The organism is Maritimibacter sp. HL-12 (assembly GCF_900177545.1).
GTDB lineage: Bacteria > Pseudomonadota > Alphaproteobacteria > Rhodobacterales > Rhodobacteraceae > Sinisalibacter.
The window spans coordinates 3,155,617-3,180,706 of the sequence record NZ_FXBQ01000001.1; the positions used below are offsets into that span (position 1 = coordinate 3,155,617).

Genomic DNA, 25,090 nt, shown 5'->3' on the forward strand with positions numbered 1-25,090 from the left:
GGGCTCAGGCCAATTCGTCTTTCGGACGCATCACCAGCCAGATCAGCGCGGCACCCGCCAGCGCGAGGAAGGGAATCATCGCCAGGTTCACCGCGATCCAGCCATCCTGCGCGTCGCCGCCCGAGCAGTTCATCAACCCGCCCGAAGCCAGGGACGCGACGGTGACGCCGCCGAACACGATCATGTCGTTCATGCCCTGGATCCGGCCGCGCTCGTGGCTCTCGTGGGAGCCTGCGAGCATGGTGGTGGCGCCGATGAAGCCGAAGTTCCAGCCCACGCCGAGCAGCACGAGGGCGACGAAGAAGTGCTCCAGCTCCACCCCCATCAACCCGACGAACCCGGCGATGGCGAGGATACCGAGGCCGGTGGCCACGATGCTGCGCGCACCGAATCGGGCGATCAGGTGGCCGGTGAAGAACGAGGGGATATACATCGCCAGCACGTGGGCGGTGACCACGTCGGCGGCAGTGCCGGTCTCGAAGCCGCAACCGACCACCGCGAGGGGCGTCGAGGTCATCACCAGGTTCATCAGCGCGTAGGACACCATCGCGGTGATGATCGACACCGCGATCACCGGGGTTTTCAGAAGTTCCAGCGTGCTGCGCCCGCGCGGCTCGTTGCCCGTCGGGCGTGCGGGGGTGGGAATGTCGAGCCCGAGGAAGAGGAAGGCCCCGACGATGTTGATCGCGATCACCGCGAGATAGGCCCCGACGAAGGGCACCACCATAGCATCCGCCGTTACCTTGACGAGTTGCGGCCCGATCACGGCGGCGGCCAATCCGCCCGCCATGACGTAGGAAATCGCCTTCGGGCGGAACGCGTCCGATGCGGTGTCGGCGGCGGCAAAGCGGTAGAAACCCTGCGCCGACATGTAGAAGCCGGTGAAGAAGGCCCCGATGTTGAACAGTGTGAAGCTGCCCTGGATCAGCGCATAGACCCCGATCGCCGCACCGACGCTGCCGCCGATGGTGCCGAGCCAGAAACCCGCCCGCCGCCCGAACCGCTGCATGATCCAGCTCATCGGGTTGGCCATCACCATCGAGGCCAGCACGGTGAGCGAGATCGGCAGGGTGGCCCAGCAGGGATTGGAGGCGAGCGATTGCCCGGCCAGCCCGGCGATGGTGAAGATCATCGGCATCTGCGCACCCAGCAGGGCCTGGGCGAGCACCAGGATCACCACGTTGCGTTTTGCCTTGCGGTCGTCGGAGATGATGTTCGAACTCATCGGGGTGAAATATCCGGGCTTTTGGGGAAAGGGAAGGGGCTTAGTCTGGCCTGTCAATCAGGTGGAGGAAAGAGCCTGCGACCTGCCCGGCCACGAGCCCCGCCGGGGCCAGGGCTCTGCCTTCGGCGTCGACCGCCTCGAACAGCGGCGTACCCTCGGCGCGCAGCGTCGTGGCGTAGTGGAATTCATGCGCCGCCCAGGTGCCGGGGAAGGGGCCGTCGATCGCGTGCAGCTTGCGGTAGCCGAGGTGCAGGCGGCGCGCGGCGAAGCTGGTCTCGAGGTCGAGCAGGCCGAGCATCTCGTGGCGCGCGCCGTCGGCGTCGGTGAGGCTGTTGCCGAGCACCATGTAGCCGCCGCATTCACCCCAGATCGGGCAGCGGGCGGCGCGCATCGCGGCCTTGAACCGGGCGGCCTCGGCGAGGGTGCTCGCGTGCAACTCGGGGTAGCCGCCGGGCAGGAAAATGAAGTCGGCGGCCTCGTCCGGGGCTTCGTCGGCCAGCGGCGAGAACGGGATGATCTGCGCCCCGTCCGCGCGCCAGTCGTCGAGGATATGCGGGTAGGCGAAGGCGAAGGCGCGGTCGGAGGCCAGCGCGATGCGGCGTCCCGGCGCGGGCAGCCGGGGCGGCCTCGGCGCAGGCGGCAGCGGCGCGGCAAGGGCTGCGAGCGCGTCGAGATCGACCGCCGCCGCCACCGCGCCCGCCACGTGATCGAGCCAGGCATCGAGATCGGCGCGCTCATGCGCCTGCACCAGCCCGAGATGGCGCGAGGGGTGTTCGAGCCCCGGCTGGCGGTGCAGCGCACCCAGCACCGGCAACCCGAGCGGGGCGAGCGCGCGGCGCAGCATCGCCTCGTGGCGCGGCGAGCCCACCTTGTTGAGGATCACCCCCGCCACCTGCACACTTTCGTCGTGCCGGGCAAAGCCCGCCACCAGCGCCGCCACGCTCTGCGCCATGTGCGCGGCATCGACCACCAGCACCACCGGCAACCCGAGCAGGCGGGCGAGATCGGCGGTCGCGCCCTTGCCTTCGGGTGGCGCGCCGTCGAACAGGCCCATCGCCCCCTCGATGAGCAAAAGCCCCTCGCCCGCGGCAAGCGCGGCGATCCGGTCCCGCGGCATCGCCCAGGCGTCGAGGTTGGGGCAGGGCCGCGCGCAGGCGGCCTCGTGAAAACGCGGATCGATGTAATCGGGGCCGGACTTGGCACCGCGCACGGCCAGCCCCCGCCGGTGAAATGCGCGCAACAGCCCGAGCGTGAGCGTGGTCTTGCCGCTGCCCGAGCCGGGGGCGGCGAGGATCACCCCCCGCCCGGTCATGAGCCCTCGGCGGGGCCGAGGCCGAGCGGGTCGGGGTTGCGCGGGACCGCGCCCGCTTCCAGCGCCTGCCAGTCGAGCGCCTGACGCAGCAGCACCGCCTCGCCGACACAGACGATGGCGGGCGCACCGAGCCCCGCCGCCTCGGCTTGTGCGGCGCAGACCGACAGCCGGGTTTCAAGCACCCGCTGGTCGGGCAAGGTGGCATTCTGCACGATCGCCACCGGCGTGTCGCCCGCACGGCCCGCCGCCATGAGCTTCGCGGCAATCTCGTCGAGGTTGCGCATCCCCATGTAGATCACGATCACTTCCGCGCCGCGCGCGATGGCCTGCCAGTCGAGATCGGGCGCGCGGCCTTTCGGGTCGTGCCCGGTGACCACGGTGAAGCTGGCGTTGACGTCGCGGTGGGTGATCGGAATGCCGGCATGGGCAAGCCCGCCGACGCCCGAGGAAATGCCTGGCACCACCCGGATCGGCACGCCGTGCTGCACCAGCGTTTGCCCCTCCTCGCCGCCGCGCCCGAAAACGTAAGGATCGCCGCCCTTGAGCCGGAGCACCCGGTGCCCGGCGCGGGCGAGATCGACCAGTTCGAGCGAGATGTCGCGTTGCTTCGGCGAGACGGTGCCGCCGCGCTTGCCCATGTCGATCAGCCGCGCCGCCGGGTTGGCCCAGGCGAGGATCGCGGGCGCGACGAGGGCATCGTGCACGATCACCTCGGCCTGCCTGAGTGCGTTGAGCGCCTGCAGGGTCACAAGGCCGGGGTCGCCGGGGCCTGCGCCCACCAGCCAGACCCAGCCGGGGCGCATCTCGGGCCAGTCGCCCGGGGGGAGAAGGGAATCGGTCATGGAGTGATTTATGGCGCGGGCCGGAGCGGGGGGCCAGCCCCCCGGGGCCCGGGGGGCAGTTTTGGAAACATGAAAGGGGTGGAAGTCGGGCCGGGCTTGAGGTCTATCATCGCGGCATGGAGACGCCGAAGACAGAGTTGCGCCGGGGCTGGACCACGGGTGCCTGTGCCACCGCCGCGGTGAAGGCGGCGCTCCTGCGGCTCTGGGGCGGTGCCTTTCCCGAGACCGTGACGATCACCCTGCCGCGCGGCGAACGCCCGAGTTTTGCCCTGGCCGACCGGCGCGAGGGACCGGGCTGGGCCGAGGCAGGGGTGGTGAAGGACGCAGGCGACGACCCCGACGTGACCCACGGCGCGCTGATCCTCGCGCGGGTGTGTGAGGCCGGGGCGGGCGTGATCTTCCGCGCCGGTGCCGGGGTTGGCACGGTGACGAAACCGGGCCTGCCGATCCCCCCGGGCGAGCCCGCGATCAACCCGGTGCCGCGCCAAATGATGTTGCGCGCGGCATGGGAGGCCGGGCTTGCGACGGCGCGGTTCGCGGTGCCGCTGCCCGACGATGAAAAGATCGGGGCGCATTGGGCCGACGCCGGGCTGCCGGGCCTCGAAATCACCATCTCGATCCCCGGCGGCGACAAGATCGCGGCGAAAACCTGGAACCCGCGGCTCGGCATCGAGGGCGGGCTCTCGGTGCTGGGCACCACCGGCATCGTGCGGCCGTTCTCCTGCGCCGCCTGGATCGCCTCGATCCATCGCGGCGTCGACGTGGCGCGGGCGACCGGGCTGACCCATGTGGCCGGCTGCACCGGGGCGACAAGCGAACGCGCGGTGCAGGCGCTCTATGGCCTGCCCGATCACGCGATGCTCGACATGGGCGATTTTGCCGGCGGTATGCTGAAATACCTGGCCCGCCACCCGGTGGCGCGGGTAACCATCGGCGGCGGGCTGGCCAAGCTCGCCAAGCTCGCGCAGGGGGCGATCGACCTGCACTCGGCGCGCAGCCAGGTCAATTTCGTGCGGCTGGCGGACATGGTCGGGGACGCCCGGGTGAAAAACGTGAATACCGTCTTGGAAGCCTATGAGATCATGGGGAAACCGCTTGCCGAACGGATCGCCGAGTCGGCGCTGGAACAGGTGCGCGCACGCTTCGGGCATGAAATCGCTTTCGACGTGGTAGCGGTGTCGCGGGAGGGCGCGGTGATTGCGCGGGCGGGACCGTGAAGCTCTTGCTGCTGGCGGGCACGGCCGAGGCGCGGACCTTGGCCGCGCGGCTGTCGGGCGATCCGCGTTTCAGCGTGATCGCCTCGCTCGCGGGCGAGACGCGCAGGCCGCAAAGCCTCGCGGTTCCGGTCCGGGTTGGCGGGTTCGGGGGTGCGGCGGCGCAAGAAAAATTTATGAGTGACGAGGGGATAGAGGTTGTTGTGGATGCAACGCATCCATTCGCCGCAGAGATTTCCGCGCGCACGCAGGCCATCTGTGCTCGGCGCGGGATGGCCTATCTCCAGCTTCTGCGCCCCGGCTGGCAGCCCGGTGCGGGTGATTCGTGGTGCTTCGTGGATCGCGAGGAAGACGTGGCGGCGGCCCTGCCGGAGGGTGCGGCGGTGTTTCTCGCCACCGGGCCGAAGCGGCTCGACCGCTTCACCGGGCTGGCCGCGCACCGCGTGTTCTGCCGCCGGATCGACCCGGCCGAAGCGCCGTTTCCGCTGCCGCGCGGCGACTGGGTGACCGGCCGACCGCCGTTCTCGGTGGCCGATGAGATCGCGCTGTTCAGGCGGCTCGGGATAGGTGCGCTGGTCGTCAAGGACGCAGGTGGGGCGACAGACGCCAAGCTCCATGCCGCGCGCGCATTGGGCCTGCCGGTGGTGCTGATCCGCCGCCCCACGCCGCCACCGGGCGACAAGGCCGAGACGGTGGACGCGGCGCTGGACTGGCTGGAGCCGCGGCTGTGACTGGCCGGATCATCGCGACGGCGGCGGACCTCGCCGAAGGTGCCGAGGTGCTGGCCGCGCGCGAGCCGCGTTTCGCGGCGGCGCTGGCCGCGGTCGGGCCGCTGCCCCTGCGCCGTCGTCCGGAGGGGTTTGCGCACCTGCTCTGGGCGATCATCGGCCAGCAGGTGAGCACCGCGAGCGCGGCGGCGACATGGGCCCGGGTCGAGACGGCGGGGCTGACCGACCCCGCGCAGCTCGCGCTTGCCGGTGATGACACCCTGCGCGCCGCCGGGCTCAGCCGCCAGAAGGCACGCTATGCCCGGGCGCTCGCGCTGGCCGATATCGATTACCGCGCCCTGCGCCACCTGCCCGACGCGGCGGTGGTGGCCCGGCTCACCGAGGTGCCCGGGATCGGCCGCTGGACGGCGGAGATCTACGCCATGTTCAGCCTCGGTCGGGCCGATGTCTTCGCCGCCGGCGACCTTGCCTTGCAGGAGGCGGCGCGGGCGTTGTTCGGGCTGGAGGCCCGCCCGCGCGAGGCGGTCTTGCGCGCGATGGCCGCCGACTGGTCGCCCTGGCGGGGCGTTGCGGCGCGGCTTTTGTGGGCCTATTACCGGGTGGTGACAAACAGGGAAGGGATGCGTTGATGACGCGGGAGTTGAAGTTCAAGCGCCGGCCGCCGATGTCGGGCGAGGTGAAATCGGTGGTGCTCTTGCTGCACGGCTACGGCGCGGATGGCGACGACCTCCTCGGCCTCGCCGACCCACTGGCGCCGCACATGCCCGACACCGCCTTCATCGCGCCGGACGCGCCGGAGAAATGCGCGGGCAATCCCTTCGGCTTCCAGTGGTTCCCGATCCCCTGGCTCGATGGCTCGACCGACGAGGAAGCCTCGGAAGGCGCCTTTCAGGCGGTGCGCGACATCGACGCCTTCATCGACCAGGTGCTGGCGCAGGAGGGCATCGGCCCCGACCGGCTGATCGTGTTCGGCTTCAGCCAGGGCGCGATGCTGGCCCTGCGCGCCTTGCCGCTTCGCGACAAACCCGTGGCGGGGATCGTGGCCAGTTCGGGCCGGTTGCTCGACCCCGACAGCTTTGCCGACACGGTGCTGTCGAAGCCGCCGGTGCTGCTCATTCACGGCGACCAGGACGAGATGGTGCCGCCGGGGCATTTCAACGAGGCCGGGCAGGCGCTGGAGAAAGCCGGGTTCGAGGTGTTCGGCCACGTGATGGAGGGCACCGGCCACGGCATCGCGCCGGACGGCCTCTCGGTGGCGCTGGCCTTCATGGCCGAGCGGTTGGGAATCGCTCTGGAAGCGGGCTAGGACGGGATCGCCCCGGGCTGCGCCCGGGCCGATCCGCCGGGGGCGCTGCCCCCGGACCCCCGGAGTATTTGACCCAGGAAAAAAGCGCAGGGGGTCTTGCGCTTATGACCGGGTCTGGTCTGCGGCCTAGCGCTCGCGCCGAGCCATGAAGGCAAGCCGTTCGAAGAGGTGCACGTCCTGTTCGTTCTTCAGCAGTGCGCCGTGCAGTTTCGGCAGCGCGGAGGGGCCCTCGCGCTTGAGATCCTCGGCATCGAGGTCTTCGGCGAGCAAGAGCTTGAGCCAGTCGAGCACCTCGGAGGTGGAGGGTTTTTTCTTCAGCCCGGCCTGGTCGCGGATCTCGTAGAATTGCGTAAGCGCAGTGGTCAGAAGCCGCTCCTTGATGCCGGGGTGGTGGACCTCGACGATGCGCCGCATCGTGTCGATGTCGGGGAAGCGGATGTAATGGAAGAAACAACGGCGCAGGAAGGCGTCGGGCAGTTCCTTTTCGTTGTTCGAGGTGATGATCACCACCGGGCGGTGGCGGGCGCGCACCATTTCGCCGGTCTCGTAGACGTGGAATTCCATCCGGTCGAGTTCCTGCAACAGGTCGTTCGGGAACTCGATGTCGGCCTTGTCGATCTCGTCGATCAGCAACACCACCCGCTCCTCGGCGGCGAAGGCCTGCCAGAGCTTGCCGCGCCGGATGTAGTTGGAGACGTCGTGCACGCGTTCGTCGCCGAGTTGGCTGTCGCGCAGCCGGCTCACCGCGTCGTATTCGTAGAGCCCCTGCTGGGCGCGGGTGGTCGACTTGATATGCCACTCGATGATTTCCATGCCGAGCGCGCCGGCAACCTGGCGCGCCAGCTCGGTCTTGCCGGTGCCGGGCTCGCCCTTGACCAGCAGCGGACGCTCCAGCGTCACCGCGGCATTGACCGCGACGGAGAGATCTTCGGTGGCGACATAGGTGGCGGTGGACGTAAATTGCATCGGGGCTTTCCGGGGGTTGGCGCAGGGCTTGGTCTGGCTCCCATATGCCTCGAAGGTGCAGGTGGGGGCAAGCGCATTGGCTAGTGACAACCAACCAAGGGTGGGCTAAATGGGCGCGCAGGAGGACACCGGATGGTCGAGATTTTCGAAAACATGGCGGCCGCCGGCGAGCAGAAGGAGCCTGGGATGAAAGCTGAAGTGTTCCTGCCCGAGGATTACCGTCCCGCCGAGGACGAACCCTTCATGAACGCCCGCCAGCTGGAGTATTTTCGTCGCAAGCTTCAGGCTTGGAAAGCGGATCTGCTCGACGACAGCAAGTCCACGATCGAGGGGTTGCAGGAGGGCACGCGCAACATTCCCGATATCGCCGATCGAGCTTCGGAAGAGACCGACCGGGCGCTCGAACTGCGCACCCGGGATCGTCAGCGCAAGCTTGTCTCCAAGATCGACGCGGCGCTGCGGCGGATCGAAGAGGGCGAGTATGGCTATTGCGAGGAGACCGGCGAACCGATCTCGCTCAAGCGGCTCGATGCCCGTCCGATCGCGACCTTGAGCCTCGAGGCGCAGGAGCGCCACGAGCGGCGCGAGAAAGTGCATCGGGACGACTGAGATATGCGCGAGGCGATGAGCTGAACAGGCACCGGGGTGGCAACGCCCCGGTGTTTTGATGTGAGGGGAGGGCTGGATGCTCAAGGGTCAGGAAATCACCGTTCTGGGCGGGGGAATCGGTGGGCTCGCCGCCGCCGCCGCCCTCGCGATGCGCGGGGCCAAAGTGACCGTTCTGGAACAGGCCCCGGCGATTCGCGAGGTCGGTGCCGGCCTTCAGATCAGCCCCAACGGCGTGGCGGTGCTCGATGCGATGGGGCTTGGCGCCACGGCGCGGGCGCGCTCGGTGGCAAGCAAGGCCGTGGTGCTCAAGGACGGGGTCTCGGGGCGAGACGTGATCCGGCTCGACTTCGAGAAGTTGAAGCCCGGTCGCGAGTTCCTGATGTTCCACCGCGCCGACCTGATCGACATTCTCGCCGAGGCGGCGCGCGCGCAAGGTGTCACGATCGAGACCGGCGCGAAGGTAACCCGCGTCGACGTCGGCCAGAATTCGACTCTGGTCGAGATCGAGGGCCAGCCGACTCGCGAGGCGCATTTTGTCGTCGGGGCCGAGGGGCTGCATTCGCTGATGTATCGCGCCCTCAACGTGCCGCGCGACCCGGTGTTCACCGGCCAGGTGGCCTGGCGCGCGCTGGTGCCCGCCGAGGGGGACGAGGCGGCGGAAGCGACGATCTGGATGGGGCCGGGCCGGCACATGGTCAGCTACCCGCTCAGGGGCGGCCAGATCCTCAACATCGTCGCGGTGCAGGAGCGTTCGGGCTGGGTGGCCGAGGGCTGGAATCACGACGACGATCCGGCCAACCTGCGCAAGGCCTTCGCGATGTATGCGCCCGAGGCGCGGGCGCTGCTGGAGCGGGTCGAGACGGTCAACCTCTGGGGGCTGTTCCGCCACCCGGTGGCCGAGCAATGGCACAAGGGCAACTCGGTGATTCTCGGCGACGCCGCCCACCCGACGCTGCCGTTTATGGCGCAAGGCGCGGTGATGGCGCTGGAAGACGCCTGGGTGCTGGCCGAATGCCTCTCGGTCTCGGGGATTGAAGAAGGCCCGGCGCTCTACCAGGCGCGTCGCCGCCACCGGGTGATCAACGTGGTCGAGGCGGCAAACCGCAACGCCAGCAACTACCACTACGCCAGCCCGGCCTTGAAGTTCGTCGGCCACAATGCCCTGCGCCTCGCGGGGCGTTTCGCGTCAGCGCGGGTGCTCGGTCGGTTCGACTGGGTTTATGAGCACGACGTCACCAGGGCCTGAGCGCGCCGCCGGGCCATGCCGGCGGCGTGCCCGCATTCACCGCAAGCGGCGAGGGGCAGGGCGACGTGCCGCTTGAGGCCTCGCGGCGGTGCGGCAACAGACCGCCAACGCAATCTCGAAACCCTGTCGGAACTTTGACATCTTGGTGGTTTGGTGTGATGATTGATCAAGGCATCGCGCCTTGCGATGAGGCGCTTTGTTGCAGAAATTTGCAAAAGGAGGTGTCTCATGTTTCGACGTTTTCTCACAACAACCTCCATCGCGCTTCTTGCGGCCGTACCCGCCATCGCGGACGGCCCCTCCGATCCGGTGGTGGAACCCGCGCCGACATTCGATGTCGCCCAGCCTGTCTCGGACTGGACCGGCTTCTACGCAGGTGCCAACGTGACCGCCGGGGTGACCGGCGGCGGCACCCAGTTCTGGGGTCCCGGGATTCAGGCCGGCTATCTGTACGACACCGGCGAGTTCGTCTTCGGTGGCGAGGCGAGCTACAACTACCTTATCGGCGGCGATCATTTGGGGGCGGTGGATGCCATCTTCGGCTATGACGCCGGCAATGTTATGCCGCACCTGACGCTGGGTGGCACCTACCTCTCGAACGAGTTCGGCGTGTCCGGCGGTGCCGGCCTGTCGGTCAAGGCAACGGAGAACGTTCTTCTGAACGCGCGCTATCGCTACTCCTATTACCCGGGGGTTCCGGCGCACACCCACCAGGGCATCGTCTCGGTTTCCTACCGGTTCTGATCGGTCGACCCGGGCAGGAAAAAGAGGGCGTTTCGACGCCCCCTTTCGCGTGTGCTCGATTGCTGCCGGGCGCTCTGCGGACATTGTCGCGACTTGGCGCAGCGCCGCTTTCGGGCGTTATCGTCCCTGCCAGATCCAGCCGCCGCCAAACACGCGGCTGCCCTCGGGGTCGTAGAACACGCAGGCCTGTCCGGGGCTCACGCCTTCCTCCGGCGCGAGCAGTTCCACCTCCGCCTCGGTGTCCGAGATCGGCCGGACCACGGCCTCGCGCGGCGGCCTTGTGGAGCGCACCTTCACCGCGAGCCGCCATTCTGCCTTCGAGGTGAAGGGGGCGTCGCCCAGCCAGTTGATCTCGCGCACCGGCACGATCCGGGTGGCGAGCATTTCCTTCGGCCCGACGATCACCCGGGCATTGTCGACATCGAGCTTGACCACGTAGAGCGGGTCTGTCAGCCCGCCGATGCCGAGCCCGCGGCGCTGGCCGATGGTATAGTGGATCACGCCCTCGTGGCGGCCCAGCACCCGGCCCTCGGTATCGACGATCTCGCCGGGTGCGCCGGCACCGGGGCGCAGCTTCTCGATCACGCTGGCGTAATCGCCATTCGGCACGAAGCAGATATCCTGGCTGTCGGGCTTGTCGGCAACCTGCAGGCCGAAGCGGCGCGCGAGCGCCCGGGTTTCGTCCTTGGTTTTCAGGTGGCCGAGCGGGAAGCGCAGGAAGGCGAGCTGTTCCGGCGTGGTCGAGAACAGGAAATACGACTGGTCGCGTGCCGGATCGGCGGCGCTGTGCAACTGCGGACCATCCGCGCCATCGAAGCGCTGGATATAGTGCCCCGTCGCCATGCAATCGGCATCGAGATCGCGCGCCGTGGCGAGCAGGTCCTTGAACTTCACGCGCTCGTTGCAGCGGATGCAGGGCACCGGCGTGGCGCCGGCGAGGTAGCTGTCGGCAAACTCGTCGATCACCGCCTCGCGAAAGATGTTCTCGTAGTCGAGCACGTAATGAGGAAAGCCCATCTCCTCGGCCACCCGGCGGGCATCGTGGATATCGACCCCGGCGCAGCAGGCGTTCTTCTTGGCCAGCGCCGCGCCGTGATCGTAAAGCTGCAGCGTGACGCCGATCACGTCGTAGCCCTCGGCCTTCAGCATCGCCGCCACCACCGACGAATCCACCCCGCCCGACATCGCCACGACAACGCGGGTATCGGCCGGGGCCTTGGGCAGGCCCAGCGTGTTCAGCGGGGTTTCGGTGAGGGTTGTCATTGATCGGCTCGCGCTTGGAACGTCGCAATATAGGAAAATTCGAAGCAACAACAAGGCCGGGCTTCACCGGGCCTTAACCCGGTTTCGTGATTGTGATGCGCACAGACGACGAGGAACGCCCGATGTATCTGAAGAAAGTCGATGGCCCGCGGGCGGTGCGCCTGCCCGATGGCACGATCATGACCCGGGCCGACCTGCCGCCTGCAGACACCCGGCGCTGGGTTGCCAGCCGCAAGGCCGCGGTGGTGCGCGGCGTGCTCCATGGCCTCTTGCCCCTGGGCGAAGCGCTGAAGACCTACGGCTTGTCGGAGGAAGAGTTCGCCGCATGGCAACAGGCCGTCGAACGCCATGGCGAGGCGGCGTTGAAGGCCACGCAGGTTCAGAAGTATAGACAACCCTAGATTGTTTTCGCTAAAAGTTCCGCAACGGTAACGCGCTGTTAACCTATTCACGCCAAGGTGTTTACCAACGGAACGGATTGATAGCGGAGACAAGCAATGCGCATCCTGCTCGTTGAAGACGACCCCACCACTTCGCGCTCGATCGAGCTGATGCTGACGCATGCGAACCTCAATGTCTATGCCACCGACCTTGGGGAAGAGGGAGTCGATCTCGCCAAACTCTACGATTACGACCTGATCTTGCTCGATCTGGGTCTGCCCGACATGAACGGGCTCGAGGTTCTGCGCCAGTTGCGCAGCGCGCGGATCGACACACCGATCCTGATCCTGACAGGCTCCGACGATACCGAGGACAAGCTCAAGGGCTTCGGCTTCGGGGCGGACGATTACATGACCAAGCCGTTCCACCGCGAGGAACTGGTGGCGCGCATCCATGCCATCATCCGCCGCTCCAAGGGCCATGCGCAATCGGTCATCGCCACCGGCAAGATCGCGGTCAACCTCGATGCCAAGTCGGTCGAGGTCGAGGGCAAGCAGGTGCACCTCACCGGCAAGGAATACCAGATGCTCGAACTGCTCAGCCTGCGCAAGGGCACCACGCTGACCAAGGAGATGTTCCTCAATCACCTCTACGGCGGCATGGACGAGCCTGAACTCAAGATCATCGACGTCTTCATCTGCAAACTGCGCAAGAAGCTGGCCAGCGCGACCGATGGCGACAATTACATCGAAACGGTCTGGGGCCGCGGCTACGTGCTGCGAGACCCGGAGCCGGACCAGATCGACAGCCCGCTCGCGATGGGCGCCTGAAGGCCGATTGTTTCCTCCGGGCCCGGTGACCGCTTCGGCGGCACCGGGTTTGGCCTGTCCGGGCCGGTCTGCCGCCTGCTCATCATCGTGCGCTGCGCACCGGGCGAAAACCGCAACGCGGGCCATCCTTGCGGCGGCCCGGCGATTTCGGTTCGCACTGGACGGGGCAGGGGCCGCGTCCTAAACCCGGAGGAAGGCAATTCCGGGGGGATGACGTGGCCGAGAGTGATTTCTCTTCCATCGCGGTTTCGGATCTCGAAGCGCACCAGGCCGAAGCCGAACTGGCCCGGCTCGCCGACCTGCTCGACCGGGCCAACCAAGCCTATCATACCGAGGATGCGCCCGAAATCTCCGACGCGGCCTATGACGCCGCCAAGCTGCGAAACGCGGAGATCGAGGCGCGTTTTCCCGATCTGAAACGCCCCGACAGTCCGACCGAAAGGGTCGGGGCCGCCACTGCGCCGGGCTTTGCCAAGGTGCGCCACGCCCTTCGCATGCTCTCGCTCGCCAACGCTTTCGACGCGCACGATCTCACCGATTTCGACGCCGGCGTGCGCAGCTTTCTCGGCCTCGCGCCGGATGCGCCGCTTGCCTATACCGCCGAGCCCAAGATCGACGGGCTTTCGCTTTCGCTGCGCTACGAGGGCGGCAAGCTGGTGCAGGCCGCAACCCGCGGCGATGGCTCGGAGGGCGAGAACGTCACCGCCAACGCCCGCACCATCGCGGAGATTCCGCAATCGCTCACCGATGCGCCCGAGGTTCTGGAGGTGCGCGGCGAGGTCTACATGAGCCACGCCGATTTCGCCGCCCTCAACGAGCGCCAGGCGGCGGCGGGGCAAAAAACCTTCGCCAACCCGCGCAACGCCGCTGCGGGCTCGCTGCGCCAGCTCGACGCCAACATCACCGCCGCGCGCCCCTTGCATTTTTTCGCCTATGCCTGGGGCGAGATCAGCGCGCCGCTTGCCGATACCCAGTCGGGCGCGATCGACCGCCTCGCAAGCCTCGGCTTCGCCACCAACCCGCTCACGAAACGCTGCCAGAGCCGCGACGAGATGCTGGCGCACTACGGCGATATCGAAGCGCAGCGCGCGACCCTGCCCTACGACATCGACGGCGTGGTCTACAAGGTCGACGACCTCGCGCTTCAGGCCCGGCTCGGCTACCGCTCGACCACGCCGCGCTGGGCCATCGCCTTCAAGTTTCCCGCCGAAAAGGCCTGGACCTGGCTCGAAGCGATCGACATCCAGGTGGGCCGCACCGGCGCGCTCAGCCCGGTGGCGCGGCTGCACCCGGTCACCGTTGGCGGCGTGGTGGTGTCGAACGCCACCCTGCACAACGAGGATTACATCGCCGGGCGCGATTCCAAGGGCAACGAGATCCGCGGCGGCAAGGATATCCGCGTCGGCGACTGGGTCGAGGTCTACCGCGCCGGCGACGTGATCCCGAAGATCTCCGATGTCGATCTTGCCCGGCGCCCCGAGGATGCCGCGCCCTACGCTTTCCCCTCCACCTGCCCGGAATGCGGCTCGCAGGCCGTGCGCGAGGAGGGTGACGCCGTGCGCCGCTGCACCGGCGGCATGATCTGCCCGGCGCAAGCAGTGGAAAAGCTGAAACATTTCGTCTCTCGCGGGGCCTTCGACATCGACGGTCTCGGGGCGAAACAGGTCGAGATGTTCTACAATCTGGGTTGGGTTGAACATGCCTCCGATATTTTTCTCTTGGAGTCGCAGTATGGCAACGCGCTTAGGGAACTTGAGGGTTGGGGTGAAATATCAGCGACCAACCTGTTTGGTGCCATTGACCAGCGCAGAAGTGTGGAATTACCCAGGTTCATTTTCGCTCTCGGTATTCCCAATGTCGGCGAAGAGATCGCTAGGGACTTGGCCAAATACCACGGCACGTGGGCAGCAATTGAAAAGACTAACGAAGACGTCAGGAGGGCGCGCATCGAATTGGCCAAGGAAACTTGGGATGTCGCAGGAAGACGGGGCGATGTTAGATGGTTGGAAGTAGTCGAAACGGTGAATGAACTGCGGGAATTTGAATTGGATTTCTGGAATGAATTGTTCAAATTCAAGGGAGTAGCCGGGATTGGTTTGCTTGGGAACCTACGGACGGTCTTGGGGCGTCGCTTGGATGATATCAGCGGTGACCAGGCCGCCCAAATCTTCGAAAGGACTTTCAAAAACACGAAATCGTACCCAGACAAGTACGAAAAGGCACTTTCCGAATTTGGGAATATAGCGAATTTCGCGGAAACGCTGCGGGAGAAAGCAGACGCGCTACGCTTTCGGTGGAGCCGTCTATCTTCCCTACTGCACGCCAGTCGGCCGGAGGAGCTGTGGGCCAATCCCAGAGGGAGTAGTGCCGTGTCCACGGCGTCAAGCCACCACATCGGCGGTTGGAGCCTTGCTTCCAAGATACTTGAGAAACACGTCGAAGAAGATTCGAAAGTTTGCTCTTTGCTTCTACCGTTGGTGGGGCGCGGGCAAGTAGTGGTGGATTCGATCATTCGTTTTCTCGAGAACGACGAAAACAAAAATGAAATTCGAAGACTGTTGAAACAGGTTGAGCCGAAAGAGTTCGTCCAATCGATTGACACTGAAAGCTCGATTTTCGGCAAGACCCTCGTCTTCACCGGCACGCTCGAGAAGATGACCCGCGCCGAGGCCAAGGCCCGCGCCGAGGCCCTGGGGGCGAAGGTGGCCGGATCGGTCAGCGCCAAGACCGATCTGCTGATCGCCGGTCCCGGGGCCGGATCGAAGGCGAAGAAGGCTTCCGAACTCGGCGTCGAGACGATCGACGAAGACGGCTGGCTCGCCCTCATCGGTGCATCATGACAGGCCGGCCCGAGATCCTGTTTCCGCTCTTCGCGGAGCTTGAAACCCTCGGCGGCATTGGCGAGAAAACCGCGCGTGCTTTCGCCACGCTTGACATCACCCAACCGCGCGACCTGCTGTTCGCGCTGCCCTATAGCGGCGTCGACCGGCGGTTTCGCGCCAGCGTGCAGGAGGTGACCCCGCCGGCGACGGTGACGGTCGAGGTTGAGGTCGGCCGCCACATCCCGCCGCGCACCCGCAACGGGCCCTACCGCGTCGAGGCGCGCGATGCGCTCACCACCTTCCAGATAGTTTTTTTTCACGCCTCGGGCGACTGGCTGACCCGGCAGCTTCCAACCGGTCAGCGTCGGCTGGTCTCGGGCAAGGTCGAATTGTTCGACGGCGTCGCCCAGATGGTGCATCCCGACTACATCCTGCGGCCCGGACAGTCCGACCAGATCCCCGATTTCGAGCCGGTCTATCACCTCGCCGCCGGGATCACCCCGCGGCTGATGATGCGGGCGGTGGGCGAGGTGTTGGCGCGGGTGAAACCGCTTGCCGAATGGGTCGATCCGGCGCTGCTCGCGCGCGAGCACTGGCCCGCCTGGCACGAGGCGGTGGCGGCGGCGCACAGTCCCGAGGGGGCCGACGATCTCTCGCCGCAGGCCCCGGCGCGGCGCAGGCTGGCCTATGACGAGTTTTTCGCCCACCAGCTCACGCTGGCGCTAGCCCGCGCCCGGGTGCGGCGCGGCAAGGGCCGGGTGAGCCAGGGCGACGGGCGGCTGCGCGCGAAGGTATTGGCGGCCTTGCCCTATGCGCCGACCGGGGCGCAGGCCCGCGCGATGGAGGAGATCGCCGCCGACATGGGCGCAGGGCTGCGGATGAACCGGCTGTTGCAGGGCGACGTCGGCGCGGGCAAGACGCTGGTGGCGTTCATGGCGCTGCTGGTGGCGGTGGAGGCGGGCGGGCAGGGGGTGATGATGGCCCCCACCGAGATCCTCGCGCGCCAGCATCTCGCCGCGCTCCGGCCGCTGGCGGAAGCCGCGGAGGTGGTGGTGGAACTGCTCACCGGACGCGACAAGGGGGCCGAGCGAAAGGCCAAGCTCGCGGCGCTGGAACGCGGCGACATTCATATTCTCGTCGGCACCCACGCGGTGTTCCAGGACGACGTGGGCTATCACGATCTGCGCCTTGCCGTGGTCGATGAACAGCACCGGTTCGGGGTGGCCGAGCGGATGCGGCTCGGGGCCAAGGGCACGGTGACGGACGTCCTGGTGATGACGGCAACGCCGATCCCGCGCTCGCTGGCGCTGGCGCAATACGGCGACATGGACGTGAGCCTGCTCGACGAAAAGCCGCCCGGTCGCAAGCCGATCGCCACCGCGCTGATCTCGACCGCGCGGATCGCGGAGGTGGTCGCGCGGCTCAAGCGGGCCACGGCGGAGGGCCGTCAGGCCTACTGGGTCTGCCCGCTGGTCGGCGAGAGCGAGGTTTCGGAACTCACCGCCGCCGAGGAGCGATTCAAGGCGCTGCGCGCGGAGCTGGGCGAGGGCGTCGTCGGGCTGGTGCACGGCCAGATGCCGCCCGCCGAACGTGACGCGGCGATGGCGGCGTTCCAGCGTGGCGAAACCGGCGTGCTGGTGGCGACCACGGTGATCGAGGTGGGGGTGGACGTGCCCAATGCTTCGATCATGGTGATCGAGCGGGCCGAGCATTTCGGACTGGCGCAGTTGCACCAGTTGCGCGGGCGGGTTGGCCGCGGGGCGGCGGAAAGCACCTGTCTGCTGCTCTATCAGCCGCCACTCACCGAGGGCGGTACGCGGCGGTTGCAGACCATGCGCGAAACCGAGGACGGGTTTCGCATCGCCGAGGAAGACCTCGCGATTCGCGGCGCGGGTGACCTGATCGGCACCGCACAATCGGGCCTGCCGCGGTTCCGCGTGGGCGATCTGGAAACCCAGGCCGCGCTGATGGCAGTGGCGCAGAGCGACGCGCGCAACCTGTTGCGAGAAGACCCGAAACTGGCCTCGAAACGCGGCGAGGCGGCGCGGGTGCTGCTCTGGCTGATGCGACAGGATGAGGGGATTCGTTTGATTTCAGTCGGTTAAGGGGGAAGTGCCAAAAAGTTCCGTTTTGTTCTCAAAAAGTTCTTTACAAACGCCGGGGCGATATGAGAACAAAAGGTTAACAAAGGAACACAGCCGGAACGCCGGCACCCCGAGAGCAGGAGCCCGACATGCTGAAAGAGATCCAATCCGTTCTGTCCCGGTCCTCGGCCACGATCTGGCAGGATATCGCTGGCGGGCTCGGGCTCATGGTGGTGCTCTATGGCGGGTTGTACCTGCCGGGGATCATCTGACCGAATTCTGCCTGCGGATTGCCCGGTTCCCCGCATCGTCTGTCCGCGATGCCGGCGGCCCCCACCGCCTGATTCCCACCCGGCCACTGCCTCTGTCCCGGCCGGGACACGGAACCGACCGCACAACTGGCCGCCGCCTCCATCCGGAGCGCGGCGGTTTTTTCATGTGATCCGGTAGGCGAGGCGCAATCCGCCCCAGTGCCGTCCGTTCACGGTGATTGGGGCGGAGGCGTCTTTCATGATCACGAAGTCGCCGCCGCCCATGTCGCGCCGATACACCTGCACGAGGAAGGGCGCGGTGCTGCGCCCGGCCTTGAGGCCGACCCGGTCGTCGAAGATCCGCCGGTTGCGCGCGTGCGCCGCGTTCCAGACCGGGTCGCGCCCCTGGGGCTGCGAGAACCGGGCGTTGTGCGTGGGCAGGTAGCCGTTCACGTCGACGGCGGCGCAGAACACCACCTGTGGGTCAAGCCCGAGCGCATCTTCCTGGATCGACGGCAGCACCCGGTCGGTCAGCGCAGTGAACGGAGCCATGAGTTGTTCGGGGTCGGTCCCGGGGATCGGCGCATAGCTGTGGTCGAACAGGGCGTCGATGGTGATCTCGCCACTGGCGATGGCCTGTTCGAGGGCCTCGGAAACGCGCCCGGCATCGGCCTGCACCCGCTCGATGAACCGTTGATCCTTGGTGCCGCCGCCAAGCGAAACCGTGGCCTGCACCATTGCCTCGGAGCGATCGACCAGTGCCTGCACCCGTTTTGTCGCGGCGGCAACTTCGCGCGAGGTGGCCTCTGCCATGTCGGTGATGGCGTTGAAAACCGGCAGGAACTGGTCGATCGCGGTGCTGACGCTTGCCTGTTCGAGCTGGATGCGCCCGGTGCGTTCGGCGCTGGCACCGGCGGCTTCGGCGATGTTGCCCACCGCCCGGTCGGCCTCCGCGGCGCTCTCGGTGATCGCTTTCGCGGTGGCGGCAACCTCGGTGGTTTCCTGCGTCATCTCGGTGATCTGGCCGCTGAGCGCGAGCACGCGCGTCCCGATCCCCGCAGCGGCGACGGCGGTACGCCCCGACAGCTCGTTGATTGCCTCGGCGACCACGGCAAAGCCGCGCCCGGCATCGCCCGCGCGCGCAGCCTCGATCTTGGCGTTAATCGCGAGGATGTTGACCTGTCGCGCGATCGAGGCGATCTCGGTATTGGATGCGCGCACGGCGGAGAGGGCCTCGGCCATGCTTTGTATGCGCTGCGAGAAGGCCTGAACCCAGGCCGCGATCTCGCGCGCCTGCCCGACCGAGCCGCGCAGCAGGGCCGTCGACCCGGCCACCGTTTCGCGGGTTTCGCCGGCGATCGTTGCGAGGCCTTCGAGCCCTGCCGTCATCCGGGTGTTGGCCGCAAGCACCCCGCGCGCGGCACCGCTGACTTCGCCGATCGCGTCGCGCTGGCCGGCGGCGTGGCGGTTGACCTCGTCGAGAAAGCCCGAGAAATCGACGATCTCGAAGCCGAGGTCGGCCGCGTTGCGGGCGAGGGCCGAGATCCGCGGATCGGGCGCAGGGGTCATCTGGGGGTCGTGTTTCACGCGGGTTCTCCTGATTCCCGCGCAGTTTGGCCCGGCGCTGGTTTCGCCCCGGTTAATTCGCCTTTTCGGTCGAGACCGCCCGGGCCTGGTCGAAGGCATCGAGCGTGGCGTCCCAGGCCAGCAGGATCGAGGGGTGGCGGTTCTTGTAGGCCTGCGCCGGGCGCAGCGCTTCGAGTGCCTCGAAGGGCGCGGGCGGGGTGGGCCCGTCTTCCGTCAGCATCGTGCGCAGCGCCGCCCGCCCGGCCTCGATGGTGGCCCGGTCGAGCCCGACCACCTTTGCACCGAGCACCGCGGCCGAGGCCTGCCCCAAGGCGCAGGCCTTCACGTTCTGGGCGAAATCGGCCACCTTCCCGTCGGCCAGGGTGAGATCGACGGTTACCGTCGAGCCGCAGAGCGGCGAGCGCTTGCGGACGCTGGCATCGGCGGCGGTGAGCTTGCCAGCATGGGGAATATCGCACGCGAGCGCGAGGATCCGCTTGGAATAGAGCTGTTCGAGGCTTTGGTCGGTCATGGGTTTCCCCTCGGGTCTGCAGGTTCTAGATAGAGGTCGGGCACGGTTTTGGAAAGGGAATGCCATGGGGTTCGATCCCGCAACTTTGCGTTACAACGAGGCGGGCCTGGTGCCGGTGATCGCGCAGGAAGCGGCCAGCGGCGAGGTGCTCATGCTGGCCTGGATGAACGCCGAGGCCGTGGCGCGCACGCTGGAAACCGGGCGCGTGACCTACTGGAGCCGCTCGCGCCAGGCCTTCTGGGTGAAGGGCGAAACCTCCGGCCATGTTCAAAAGCTGGTGGAATTGCGCATCGACTGCGACCGTGACGCGCTGCTGGCATTGGTGGAGCAGGAAGGCCCGGCCTGCCACACCAACCGCCGCTCGTGCTTCTACACCGCTGTGCGCGACGGCGGCGAGGTGGTGATCATGGATCCGATGGTTTGAGCGCGGGGCGCGCCTCACTCCGAAGTCGAAAGAAAACTGCTGTGATAGGCGACCAGCCGCTCGAAATGTGCCTGCAAAGAACGCCGTAGATGCTCTTTGTTCTTCACCTGCTGGATATAATCGACGAGGCTGAGGTAATGAGAAATCTGCCTAGGTAAACGAAGTTCGGGCTGGCGACGATCTGCAAGTTCTTCTTCATGGATGACTTGGATCGACTGCGATTCTGGCAGCACAGGAGCGATTTCACCTTGAAACTCCAGTGTCGTGCCGTTCATCAAGCGTTTTTGGCTGTCAAAATGCTCGAAAAGAAATGACTCCAACTCATTGATTTCAGAAACACTTTTCACAGGCCACGCGCGAACAAAAGCAATCTCCCAAACATCGATTTGTCTGTTCGCAATAATGTCGGACCGCGCAGACGTTAGGTGCCGACGCACTCGGGTTCGGATGCCATCAATCGATTGTCCGACATATACTGGCATATTATCCAGATCACATAATGCATAGACGCCTATATCATTGGTCAACTGCGCAAGAGCGTTGTGGCGAAATGCAATTGGGTTGGTCACGCCAGTCGCTCTTGCGAATTCTCGACCACAAGTGGTTGAAGCAGGTGGTCGGCTAGGAACCGTACGACGGGCACCGCCAAGCCATCGCCAGCCAGCTTGTACGCCGCATTGTAGTTTTCCGGAAGCACGTATCCATCATCCAGTCCCATGAGACGAGCGGCCTCTCTCGGCGATACCAATCGGGCACGCGTTTCGGCCCCGTTAATGAACAAGAGCGTTTGTCGTGAAGAGCCCCCTGCGGGGGTCCGCAAGCATCCGGCGATACCGTCGAAGCGAACCTCCGCGCGCTGCCGAACCTGACCAGTTTCGTCGGGCCGCCCTCGCTTATATATGGTCCCAACAACAAGCCGCTCCACGGAACGAGCGTTTTCCACTTTCTGGCGGTTCGTATCGCTCATGATAGAAAGCAAGTAGTCAACTTTCTCGAGAGAGAACCATCTATGGTCGTACTGATCATCCAGAATGTCGATCAGTGATGAGTTGTTCGCCGGAATGGGAGGCAATCGCCACCAAAGCCACTCTTTCGAAACCGAAGGATGGCTTGAAACAAACTTCCTAATTGCTTGCGAGTGGAATGGCTCTGTCGGAACACTCTGCGTCAACGTTCCCGCGATCGGTATGTCAGCCCGGACAGCGACAAGAAACAGTCGTTTGCGGCTATGAGGAACAAAGAACTTCGCATCAATCTCCATTGCGCCAACGCGATACCCGAGCGATGTAAAGGCAGCAACGACCTGAAAAAAGTCTTCTCCTTTGCGCCGTGTCACGAGTCCTGAAACGTTCTCGAAGGCGACGATCTTAGGGCCATAACCTTCACGGACAGCTTGGCGCAATTTGCTAATCCAAGGGAAAAACGTTCCGGATCGGCTTCCTTTCAAACCGGCACCTTTTCCTGCCAAGCTGAAATCTTGGCAAGGGCTGCTAGCCCAATAGAGATCTATCGGTTGTCGAAGGTTTTCAATGTCAAGATCGGCGACATCGCCTTCTAGCAAATCCTCTCCCCCCCAGTTGGTCCGGTATGCCTCGCATTTCAAAGCATCAATGTCATTGGCGAGGACGCATTCCCAGTCTGCGCCCAACGCGGCACGGGCCATACCACCCCCAGCAAAAAACTCAGCAAAACGCATCTACGATTCCCTTTTCCTCTGCTGGTAGTTTACTTAGCCGATTTCGTTATGCAACGTTCTTAGTTTGTTTCATTCCCCGTGCATCTCCTTTGTCGCGCTCAGCGTCAGCTCCGGGTAGTCCCGTTCCGCCCGGTCGATGTCCCATTGCAGGCGGGTGAGGTAGACCACGTCGCCGTCGTTGTCGTGGGCGATGTGCTGCTTGTTGGCGTTCACGAAGCGCTCCATCTCAGCCTTGGGGCCGGTGACCCAACGGGCGGACTTGAACTGCGAGGCCTCGAAGCGCACCGGGAGCCCGTATTCCAGCTCGATCCGGCTTGCCAGAACCTCGAATTGCAGCGCGCCGACCACGCCGACGATGAAACCCGAGCCGATATCGGGCTTGAACACCTTGGCGGCCCCCTCCTCGGCGAACTGCATCAGCGCTTTTTCGAGGTGCTTGGCCTTCATCGGGTCGCCCGCACGCACGCCTTGCAGAAGCTCCGGGGCAAAGCTCGGAATGCCCGTCACCCGCAGCGCCTCGCCCTCGGTCAGCGTGTCGCCGATCCTGAGTTGGCCATGGTTGGGGATGCCGATGATGTCGCCGGCCCAGGCCTCTTCGGCAAGCTCGCGGTCTGAGGCGAGAAACATCACCGGGTTGGTGATCGCCATCGGCTTTTTCGAGCGCACATGGGTGAGCTTCATGCCGCGCCGGAAATGGCCCGAGGCCATCCGCACGAAAGCCACGCGGTCGCGGTGCTTGGCGTCCATGTTGGCCTGCACCTTGAAGACGAAGCCCGACACCGGCACCTCTTCCGGCGCGATCTGGCGCGGCTCTGCCGATTGCGGCTGCGGCTCGGGGCCGTAGTGAGCGATGCCGTCCATCAACTCTTTCACCCCGAAGGAGTTGATCGCCGAGCCGAACCAGATCGGCGTCATCATCCCCGCCGCCACCTCCTCGGGGTCGAGCGCGGGCAGCAGTTCGCGCGCCATCTCGACCTCTTCGCGCAACTGGTCAAGCAGGTGCTGTGGCACATGATCGGCAAGGCGCGGATCATCCAGCCCGTCGATCTTGATGCTCTCGGCCACCTTGTTGCGGTCGGCGCGGTCCATCAGTTCGAGCCGGTCGTTCAGGAGATCATAGCAGCCGAGAAAATCGCGCCCCATCCCGATCGGCCAGCTTGCGGGGGTGACGTGGATCGCCAGCATCTCCTGGATCTCGTCGATGATCTCGAAAGTGTCGCGTGCCTCGCGGTCCATCTTGTTGCAGAAGGTCAGGATCGGAAGGTCGCGCATCCGGCAGACCTCGAACAGCTTCTGGGTCTGGCTTTCCACGCCCTTGGCGCCGTCGATCACCATGATCGCGGCGTCGACCGCGGTAAGGGTGCGATAGGTATCCTCCGAGAAGTCGGAGTGGCCGGGCGTGTCGACGAGGTTGAACCGGTAGGGGCCGAAATCGAAGCTCATCGCCGAGGCCGAAACCGAAATGCCCCGGTCCTTCTCCATCTGCATGAAGTCCGACCGGGTGCGCCGCGCCTCGCCCTTGGCGCGCACCTGTCCCGCCATCTGGATCGCGCCGCCGTAGAGCAGGAATTTCTCGGTCAGCGTCGTCTTGCCCGCATCCGGGTGCGAGATGATGGCAAAGGTCCGGCGCCGGGCGATCTCCGGCGGCAGGGCGGGGCGGTTGGCTTTGGGTGCGTCGAGCATGAGCGCGGATATAGGCGAGGGCGGGGCCAGCGGCAAGCGCGTGGCACCGGGCCCCGGTGCCGTGGCCCGGCAAGGTTCGGAACATCGGCCGGGGCGCGAGAAACGCGCGCCATGCGCCCGGGGTCAGAGCGCGGAGATCCGCTTGAGAACGTCGACCGGGTTCTCGCGACAGGCCAGATCGGCCTCGCCCAGCTCGTGGCCCGGCAAGCGATGGGTGCCGGGCGCATCCGCCAGCCGTTGCGCCACCTCGACCGGCAGGGCCGGGCGGGTGGTGGTGTCGACAAACAGGCTCTCGGCAGCGATGCCCTCGGCATAGATGATCTCGTGCTTGTCGAACAGGATCTGGAAATAATCCACGAAGCCGCCCGGATCCTGGGTGACGCTTGAGCCGTTCACCAGCAGACCGGCCTTGACGAGGATCTCCTTGCGGCCGGCCCCGAGCGCATCGACGCGCTGGTAGATGAACAGCCGGTGATTGGGGCTGACCACCAGCCGCCCGGTGTTGTTGAGGGTGCCCGGCGCGATGGTGATCGGGGCAAAGGCACCGGTGGCGCGCAGGGTTTGCACCCCGGTCCAGCGCACCGGCTGGGGGCCGGAATCGCGGGTCAGCACCTTGTCGCCGGGCCGGATGCTTTCGATCGGCACCTGCTGGCCGTCGGCCATGGTGATATGGGTGCCCCGGGTGAAAGCCACGGTCGCGGTGGCGGCAAGACGGGCGCGCGCGCCCTCGCGTTCGATGGTGACGAGGGTGTAGCCGGTGCGGGGCGCGAACGGAGCCAGCGGCAGCACATAGACCTGCGCGATCGTTCCCGACGCAGGATCGACCTCGACAAACACCAGCGCCTCGCGGGTTTCGCCGGCTGGACCCATGAAGGTGAGAAGGCTGTCGAGGTGTACCGGAGCGCCGGGCTGCCCGGTGGCACTGTCGGCGGCGATGCGGAATTCTTGCGCGGTATCGGTGCAAAGCCCCAACCGCAGCGGCCGTGCCGCCTCGTCGAACGCGTAGACGTCTTCATGCAGCAGGTCGGCGGCATCGGCGAGCGCATCGCCCTCGTTCACGCCATGCACCACGCAGAATGCCTCTGCGCGGAACACCGATAGCTGCCGGATTGGCAGATCGGCCTCGATCGGATGAAACGACATGACAGCTCCTGCGCGGGCCCCACCGCAGCCTCGAAACCCTATGCCCTGGGCCGGGCGCGGTCAACGAATGCTTTACCTTGGCGTGACAATCCCTTGCCGGGCATGGAAAATTGTCGTCGCCGCCGCATCAGAACCGGCCGAGGCGCGGCATTGTCATGCAGTCAGAAACCGGGGGCAGGCATGGGCGAATCGCCACGACCTTGATAACCGGGGAAAAACGGAT

Annotated in this window: 24 protein-coding genes; 13 read left to right on the forward strand and 11 right to left on the reverse strand. The window is 66.1% G+C overall.

Going from position 1 to position 25,090, the window contains the following annotated elements; all coding sequences use genetic code 11:
* Positions 1-4: 4 nt before the first annotated feature.
* From B9Y97_RS15600 to cobA, 3 genes are read right to left on the reverse strand one after another with little or no spacing between them, the layout of a single operon-like run.
* Entirely contained in the window at positions 5-1,225 is a 1,221-nt protein-coding gene (locus B9Y97_RS15600; RefSeq protein WP_085527610.1) for an MFS transporter, read from the reverse strand.
* Positions 1,226-1,265: 40 nt separating this feature from the next.
* Complete coding sequence (locus B9Y97_RS15605) at positions 1,266-2,537, reverse strand: cobyrinate a,c-diamide synthase (RefSeq protein WP_085527611.1); 1,272 nt, start codon at positions 2,535-2,537, stop codon at positions 1,266-1,268.
* On the reverse strand, positions 2,534-3,379 hold the full coding sequence (cobA, locus tag B9Y97_RS15610; protein WP_085527612.1) for a uroporphyrinogen-III C-methyltransferase: 846 nt from the start codon (positions 3,377-3,379) through the stop codon (positions 2,534-2,536). The genes B9Y97_RS15605 and cobA overlap by 4 nt, the downstream gene beginning before the upstream one ends.
* Positions 3,380-3,495: 116 nt before the next feature.
* Between cobA and B9Y97_RS15615 the strand changes: the two genes are divergently transcribed.
* The 4 genes from B9Y97_RS15615 to B9Y97_RS15630 are packed head-to-tail and all read left to right on the forward strand — an operon-like array spanning position 3,496 to position 6,627.
* Positions 3,496-4,596, forward strand: a complete 1,101-nt coding sequence (locus tag B9Y97_RS15615; RefSeq protein ID WP_085527613.1) for a cobalt-precorrin-5B (C(1))-methyltransferase — start codon at positions 3,496-3,498, stop codon at positions 4,594-4,596.
* A complete protein-coding gene (locus tag B9Y97_RS15620; protein ID WP_085527614.1) occupies positions 4,593-5,324 on the forward strand; it encodes a cobalt-precorrin-6A reductase in 732 nt (243 codons plus the stop codon). Before B9Y97_RS15615 ends, B9Y97_RS15620 begins: the two co-directional genes overlap by 4 nt.
* Entirely contained in the window at positions 5,321-5,950 is a 630-nt protein-coding gene (locus B9Y97_RS15625; protein ID WP_085527615.1) for a DNA-3-methyladenine glycosylase family protein, read from the forward strand. The genes B9Y97_RS15620 and B9Y97_RS15625 overlap by 4 nt, the downstream gene beginning before the upstream one ends.
* Entirely contained in the window at positions 5,950-6,627 is a 678-nt protein-coding gene (locus tag B9Y97_RS15630) for an alpha/beta hydrolase (RefSeq protein WP_085527616.1), read from the forward strand. Before B9Y97_RS15625 ends, B9Y97_RS15630 begins: the two co-directional genes overlap by 1 nt.
* Positions 6,628-6,753: 126 nt before the next feature.
* Here the strand turns inward: B9Y97_RS15630 and B9Y97_RS15635 are convergent, their stop codons facing one another.
* A complete protein-coding gene (locus tag B9Y97_RS15635) occupies positions 6,754-7,593 on the reverse strand; it encodes an AAA family ATPase (protein WP_085527617.1) in 840 nt (279 codons plus the stop codon).
* Between the two features lie 186 nt (positions 7,594-7,779).
* On the opposite strand from B9Y97_RS15635, the gene dksA reads away from it, so the two are divergent.
* From dksA to B9Y97_RS15650, 3 genes are all read left to right on the forward strand, one after another.
* Positions 7,780-8,202 (forward strand): RNA polymerase-binding protein DksA, encoded by a 423-nt coding sequence (gene dksA / locus B9Y97_RS15640; protein WP_085528302.1) that lies wholly within the window; start codon positions 7,780-7,782, stop codon positions 8,200-8,202.
* Between the two features lie 76 nt (positions 8,203-8,278).
* Positions 8,279-9,448 carry an FAD-dependent monooxygenase gene (locus B9Y97_RS15645; RefSeq protein WP_085527618.1) on the forward strand — a complete coding sequence of 390 codons (1,170 nt, stop codon included), beginning with the start codon at positions 8,279-8,281 and terminating at the stop codon, positions 9,446-9,448.
* Between the two features lie 228 nt (positions 9,449-9,676).
* The gene (locus tag B9Y97_RS15650; protein ID WP_085527619.1) at positions 9,677-10,192 is read left to right on the forward strand and encodes an outer membrane protein; all 516 of its coding nucleotides are present in this window, start codon (positions 9,677-9,679) and stop codon (positions 10,190-10,192) included.
* A 117-nt stretch (positions 10,193-10,309) separates the two neighbouring features.
* Here B9Y97_RS15650 and mnmA read toward each other — a convergent pair whose 3' ends face one another.
* Positions 10,310-11,455, reverse strand: a complete 1,146-nt coding sequence (gene mnmA / locus B9Y97_RS15655; protein WP_085527620.1) for a tRNA 2-thiouridine(34) synthase MnmA — start codon at positions 11,453-11,455, stop codon at positions 10,310-10,312.
* A 122-nt stretch (positions 11,456-11,577) separates the two neighbouring features.
* On the opposite strand from mnmA, the gene B9Y97_RS15660 reads away from it, so the two are divergent.
* The 5 genes from B9Y97_RS15660 to B9Y97_RS18390 all read left to right on the forward strand — a co-directional run bounded on the left by B9Y97_RS15660 (position 11,578) and on the right by B9Y97_RS18390 (position 17,844).
* Positions 11,578-11,856 (forward strand): CtrA inhibitor SciP, encoded by a 279-nt coding sequence (locus tag B9Y97_RS15660; protein ID WP_085528303.1) that lies wholly within the window; start codon positions 11,578-11,580, stop codon positions 11,854-11,856.
* 96 nt (positions 11,857-11,952) lie between these two features.
* Complete coding sequence (gene ctrA, locus B9Y97_RS15665) at positions 11,953-12,666, forward strand: response regulator transcription factor CtrA (RefSeq protein ID WP_085527621.1); 714 nt, start codon at positions 11,953-11,955, stop codon at positions 12,664-12,666.
* Between the two features lie 239 nt (positions 12,667-12,905).
* The gene (ligA, locus tag B9Y97_RS15670) at positions 12,906-15,506 is read left to right on the forward strand and encodes an NAD-dependent DNA ligase LigA (protein ID WP_139828443.1); all 2,601 of its coding nucleotides are present in this window, start codon (positions 12,906-12,908) and stop codon (positions 15,504-15,506) included.
* Entirely contained in the window at positions 15,503-17,593 is a 2,091-nt protein-coding gene (gene recG, locus B9Y97_RS15675) for an ATP-dependent DNA helicase RecG (RefSeq protein WP_085527623.1), read from the forward strand. Before ligA ends, recG begins: the two co-directional genes overlap by 4 nt.
* 128 nt (positions 17,594-17,721) lie before the next feature.
* The gene (locus B9Y97_RS18390) at positions 17,722-17,844 is read left to right on the forward strand and encodes a hypothetical protein (RefSeq protein WP_254900939.1); all 123 of its coding nucleotides are present in this window, start codon (positions 17,722-17,724) and stop codon (positions 17,842-17,844) included.
* Positions 17,845-18,006: 162 nt separating this feature from the next.
* Here the strand turns inward: B9Y97_RS18390 and B9Y97_RS15680 are convergent, their stop codons facing one another.
* Both B9Y97_RS15680 and B9Y97_RS15685 read right to left on the reverse strand, forming a co-directional pair.
* Complete coding sequence (locus tag B9Y97_RS15680) at positions 18,007-19,410, reverse strand: methyl-accepting chemotaxis protein (RefSeq protein WP_254900940.1); 1,404 nt, start codon at positions 19,408-19,410, stop codon at positions 18,007-18,009.
* 52 nt (positions 19,411-19,462) lie between these two features.
* On the reverse strand, positions 19,463-19,921 hold the full coding sequence (locus B9Y97_RS15685) for an iron-sulfur cluster assembly scaffold protein (RefSeq protein ID WP_085527625.1): 459 nt from the start codon (positions 19,919-19,921) through the stop codon (positions 19,463-19,465).
* A gap of 64 nt (positions 19,922-19,985) precedes the next feature.
* Here B9Y97_RS15685 and hisI point away from each other — a divergent pair, with 64 nt between their 5' ends.
* The gene (gene hisI, locus B9Y97_RS15690) at positions 19,986-20,345 is read left to right on the forward strand and encodes a phosphoribosyl-AMP cyclohydrolase (protein WP_085527626.1); all 360 of its coding nucleotides are present in this window, start codon (positions 19,986-19,988) and stop codon (positions 20,343-20,345) included.
* A 14-nt stretch (positions 20,346-20,359) separates the two neighbouring features.
* Here hisI and B9Y97_RS15695 read toward each other — a convergent pair whose 3' ends face one another.
* The 4 genes from B9Y97_RS15695 to B9Y97_RS15710 all read right to left on the reverse strand — a co-directional run bounded on the left by B9Y97_RS15695 (position 20,360) and on the right by B9Y97_RS15710 (position 24,867).
* Entirely contained in the window at positions 20,360-20,914 is a 555-nt protein-coding gene (locus B9Y97_RS15695; protein ID WP_254900941.1) for a GIY-YIG nuclease family protein, read from the reverse strand.
* Positions 20,911-22,041 (reverse strand): DNA cytosine methyltransferase, encoded by a 1,131-nt coding sequence (locus B9Y97_RS15700; protein ID WP_085527628.1) that lies wholly within the window; start codon positions 22,039-22,041, stop codon positions 20,911-20,913. Before B9Y97_RS15700 ends, B9Y97_RS15695 begins: the two co-directional genes overlap by 4 nt.
* A gap of 69 nt (positions 22,042-22,110) precedes the next feature.
* Positions 22,111-23,724: a peptide chain release factor 3 gene (locus tag B9Y97_RS15705; RefSeq protein ID WP_085527629.1), complete on the reverse strand. Its 1,614-nt coding sequence runs from the start codon at positions 23,722-23,724 to the stop codon at positions 22,111-22,113.
* Between the two features lie 123 nt (positions 23,725-23,847).
* Entirely contained in the window at positions 23,848-24,867 is a 1,020-nt protein-coding gene (locus B9Y97_RS15710) for a Hint domain-containing protein (protein WP_085527630.1), read from the reverse strand.
* Positions 24,868-25,090 lie beyond the last annotated feature (223 nt).

Bases quoted from the DNA above. Each gene is read 5' to 3' on its own strand.
- mnmA (WP_085527620.1), bottom strand. From the start codon at position 11,455: ATGACAACCCTCACCGAAACCCCGCTGAACACGCTGGGCCTGCCCAAG.
- B9Y97_RS15605 (WP_085527611.1), bottom strand. From the start codon at position 2,537: ATGACCGGGCGGGGGGTGATCCTCGCCGCCCCCGGCTCGGGCAGCGGC.
- B9Y97_RS15630 (WP_085527616.1), top strand. From the start codon at position 5,950: ATGACGCGGGAGTTGAAGTTCAAGCGCCGGCCGCCGATGTCGGGCGAG.
- B9Y97_RS15650 (WP_085527619.1), top strand. From the start codon at position 9,677: ATGTTTCGACGTTTTCTCACAACAACCTCCATCGCGCTTCTTGCGGCC.
- B9Y97_RS15660 (WP_085528303.1), top strand. From the start codon at position 11,578: ATGTATCTGAAGAAAGTCGATGGCCCGCGGGCGGTGCGCCTGCCCGAT.
- B9Y97_RS15645 (WP_085527618.1), top strand. From the start codon at position 8,279: ATGCTCAAGGGTCAGGAAATCACCGTTCTGGGCGGGGGAATCGGTGGG.
- hisI (WP_085527626.1), top strand. From the start codon at position 19,986: ATGGGGTTCGATCCCGCAACTTTGCGTTACAACGAGGCGGGCCTGGTG.
- dksA (WP_085528302.1), top strand. From the start codon at position 7,780: ATGAAAGCTGAAGTGTTCCTGCCCGAGGATTACCGTCCCGCCGAGGAC.
- B9Y97_RS15635 (WP_085527617.1), bottom strand. From the start codon at position 7,593: ATGCAATTTACGTCCACCGCCACCTATGTCGCCACCGAAGATCTCTCC.
- cobA (WP_085527612.1), bottom strand. From the start codon at position 3,379: ATGACCGATTCCCTTCTCCCCCCGGGCGACTGGCCCGAGATGCGCCCC.
- ctrA (WP_085527621.1), top strand. From the start codon at position 11,953: ATGCGCATCCTGCTCGTTGAAGACGACCCCACCACTTCGCGCTCGATC.
- B9Y97_RS15700 (WP_085527628.1), bottom strand. From the start codon at position 22,041: ATGCGTTTTGCTGAGTTTTTTGCTGGGGGTGGTATGGCCCGTGCCGCG.
- B9Y97_RS15705 (WP_085527629.1), bottom strand. From the start codon at position 23,724: ATGCTCGACGCACCCAAAGCCAACCGCCCCGCCCTGCCGCCGGAGATC.
- B9Y97_RS18390 (WP_254900939.1), top strand. From the start codon at position 17,722: ATGCTGAAAGAGATCCAATCCGTTCTGTCCCGGTCCTCGGCCACGATC.
- B9Y97_RS15615 (WP_085527613.1), top strand. From the start codon at position 3,496: ATGGAGACGCCGAAGACAGAGTTGCGCCGGGGCTGGACCACGGGTGCC.
- B9Y97_RS15710 (WP_085527630.1), bottom strand. From the start codon at position 24,867: ATGTCGTTTCATCCGATCGAGGCCGATCTGCCAATCCGGCAGCTATCG.
- recG (WP_085527623.1), top strand. From the start codon at position 15,503: ATGACAGGCCGGCCCGAGATCCTGTTTCCGCTCTTCGCGGAGCTTGAA.
- B9Y97_RS15600 (WP_085527610.1), bottom strand. From the start codon at position 1,225: ATGAGTTCGAACATCATCTCCGACGACCGCAAGGCAAAACGCAACGTG.
- B9Y97_RS15685 (WP_085527625.1), bottom strand. From the start codon at position 19,921: ATGACCGACCAAAGCCTCGAACAGCTCTATTCCAAGCGGATCCTCGCG.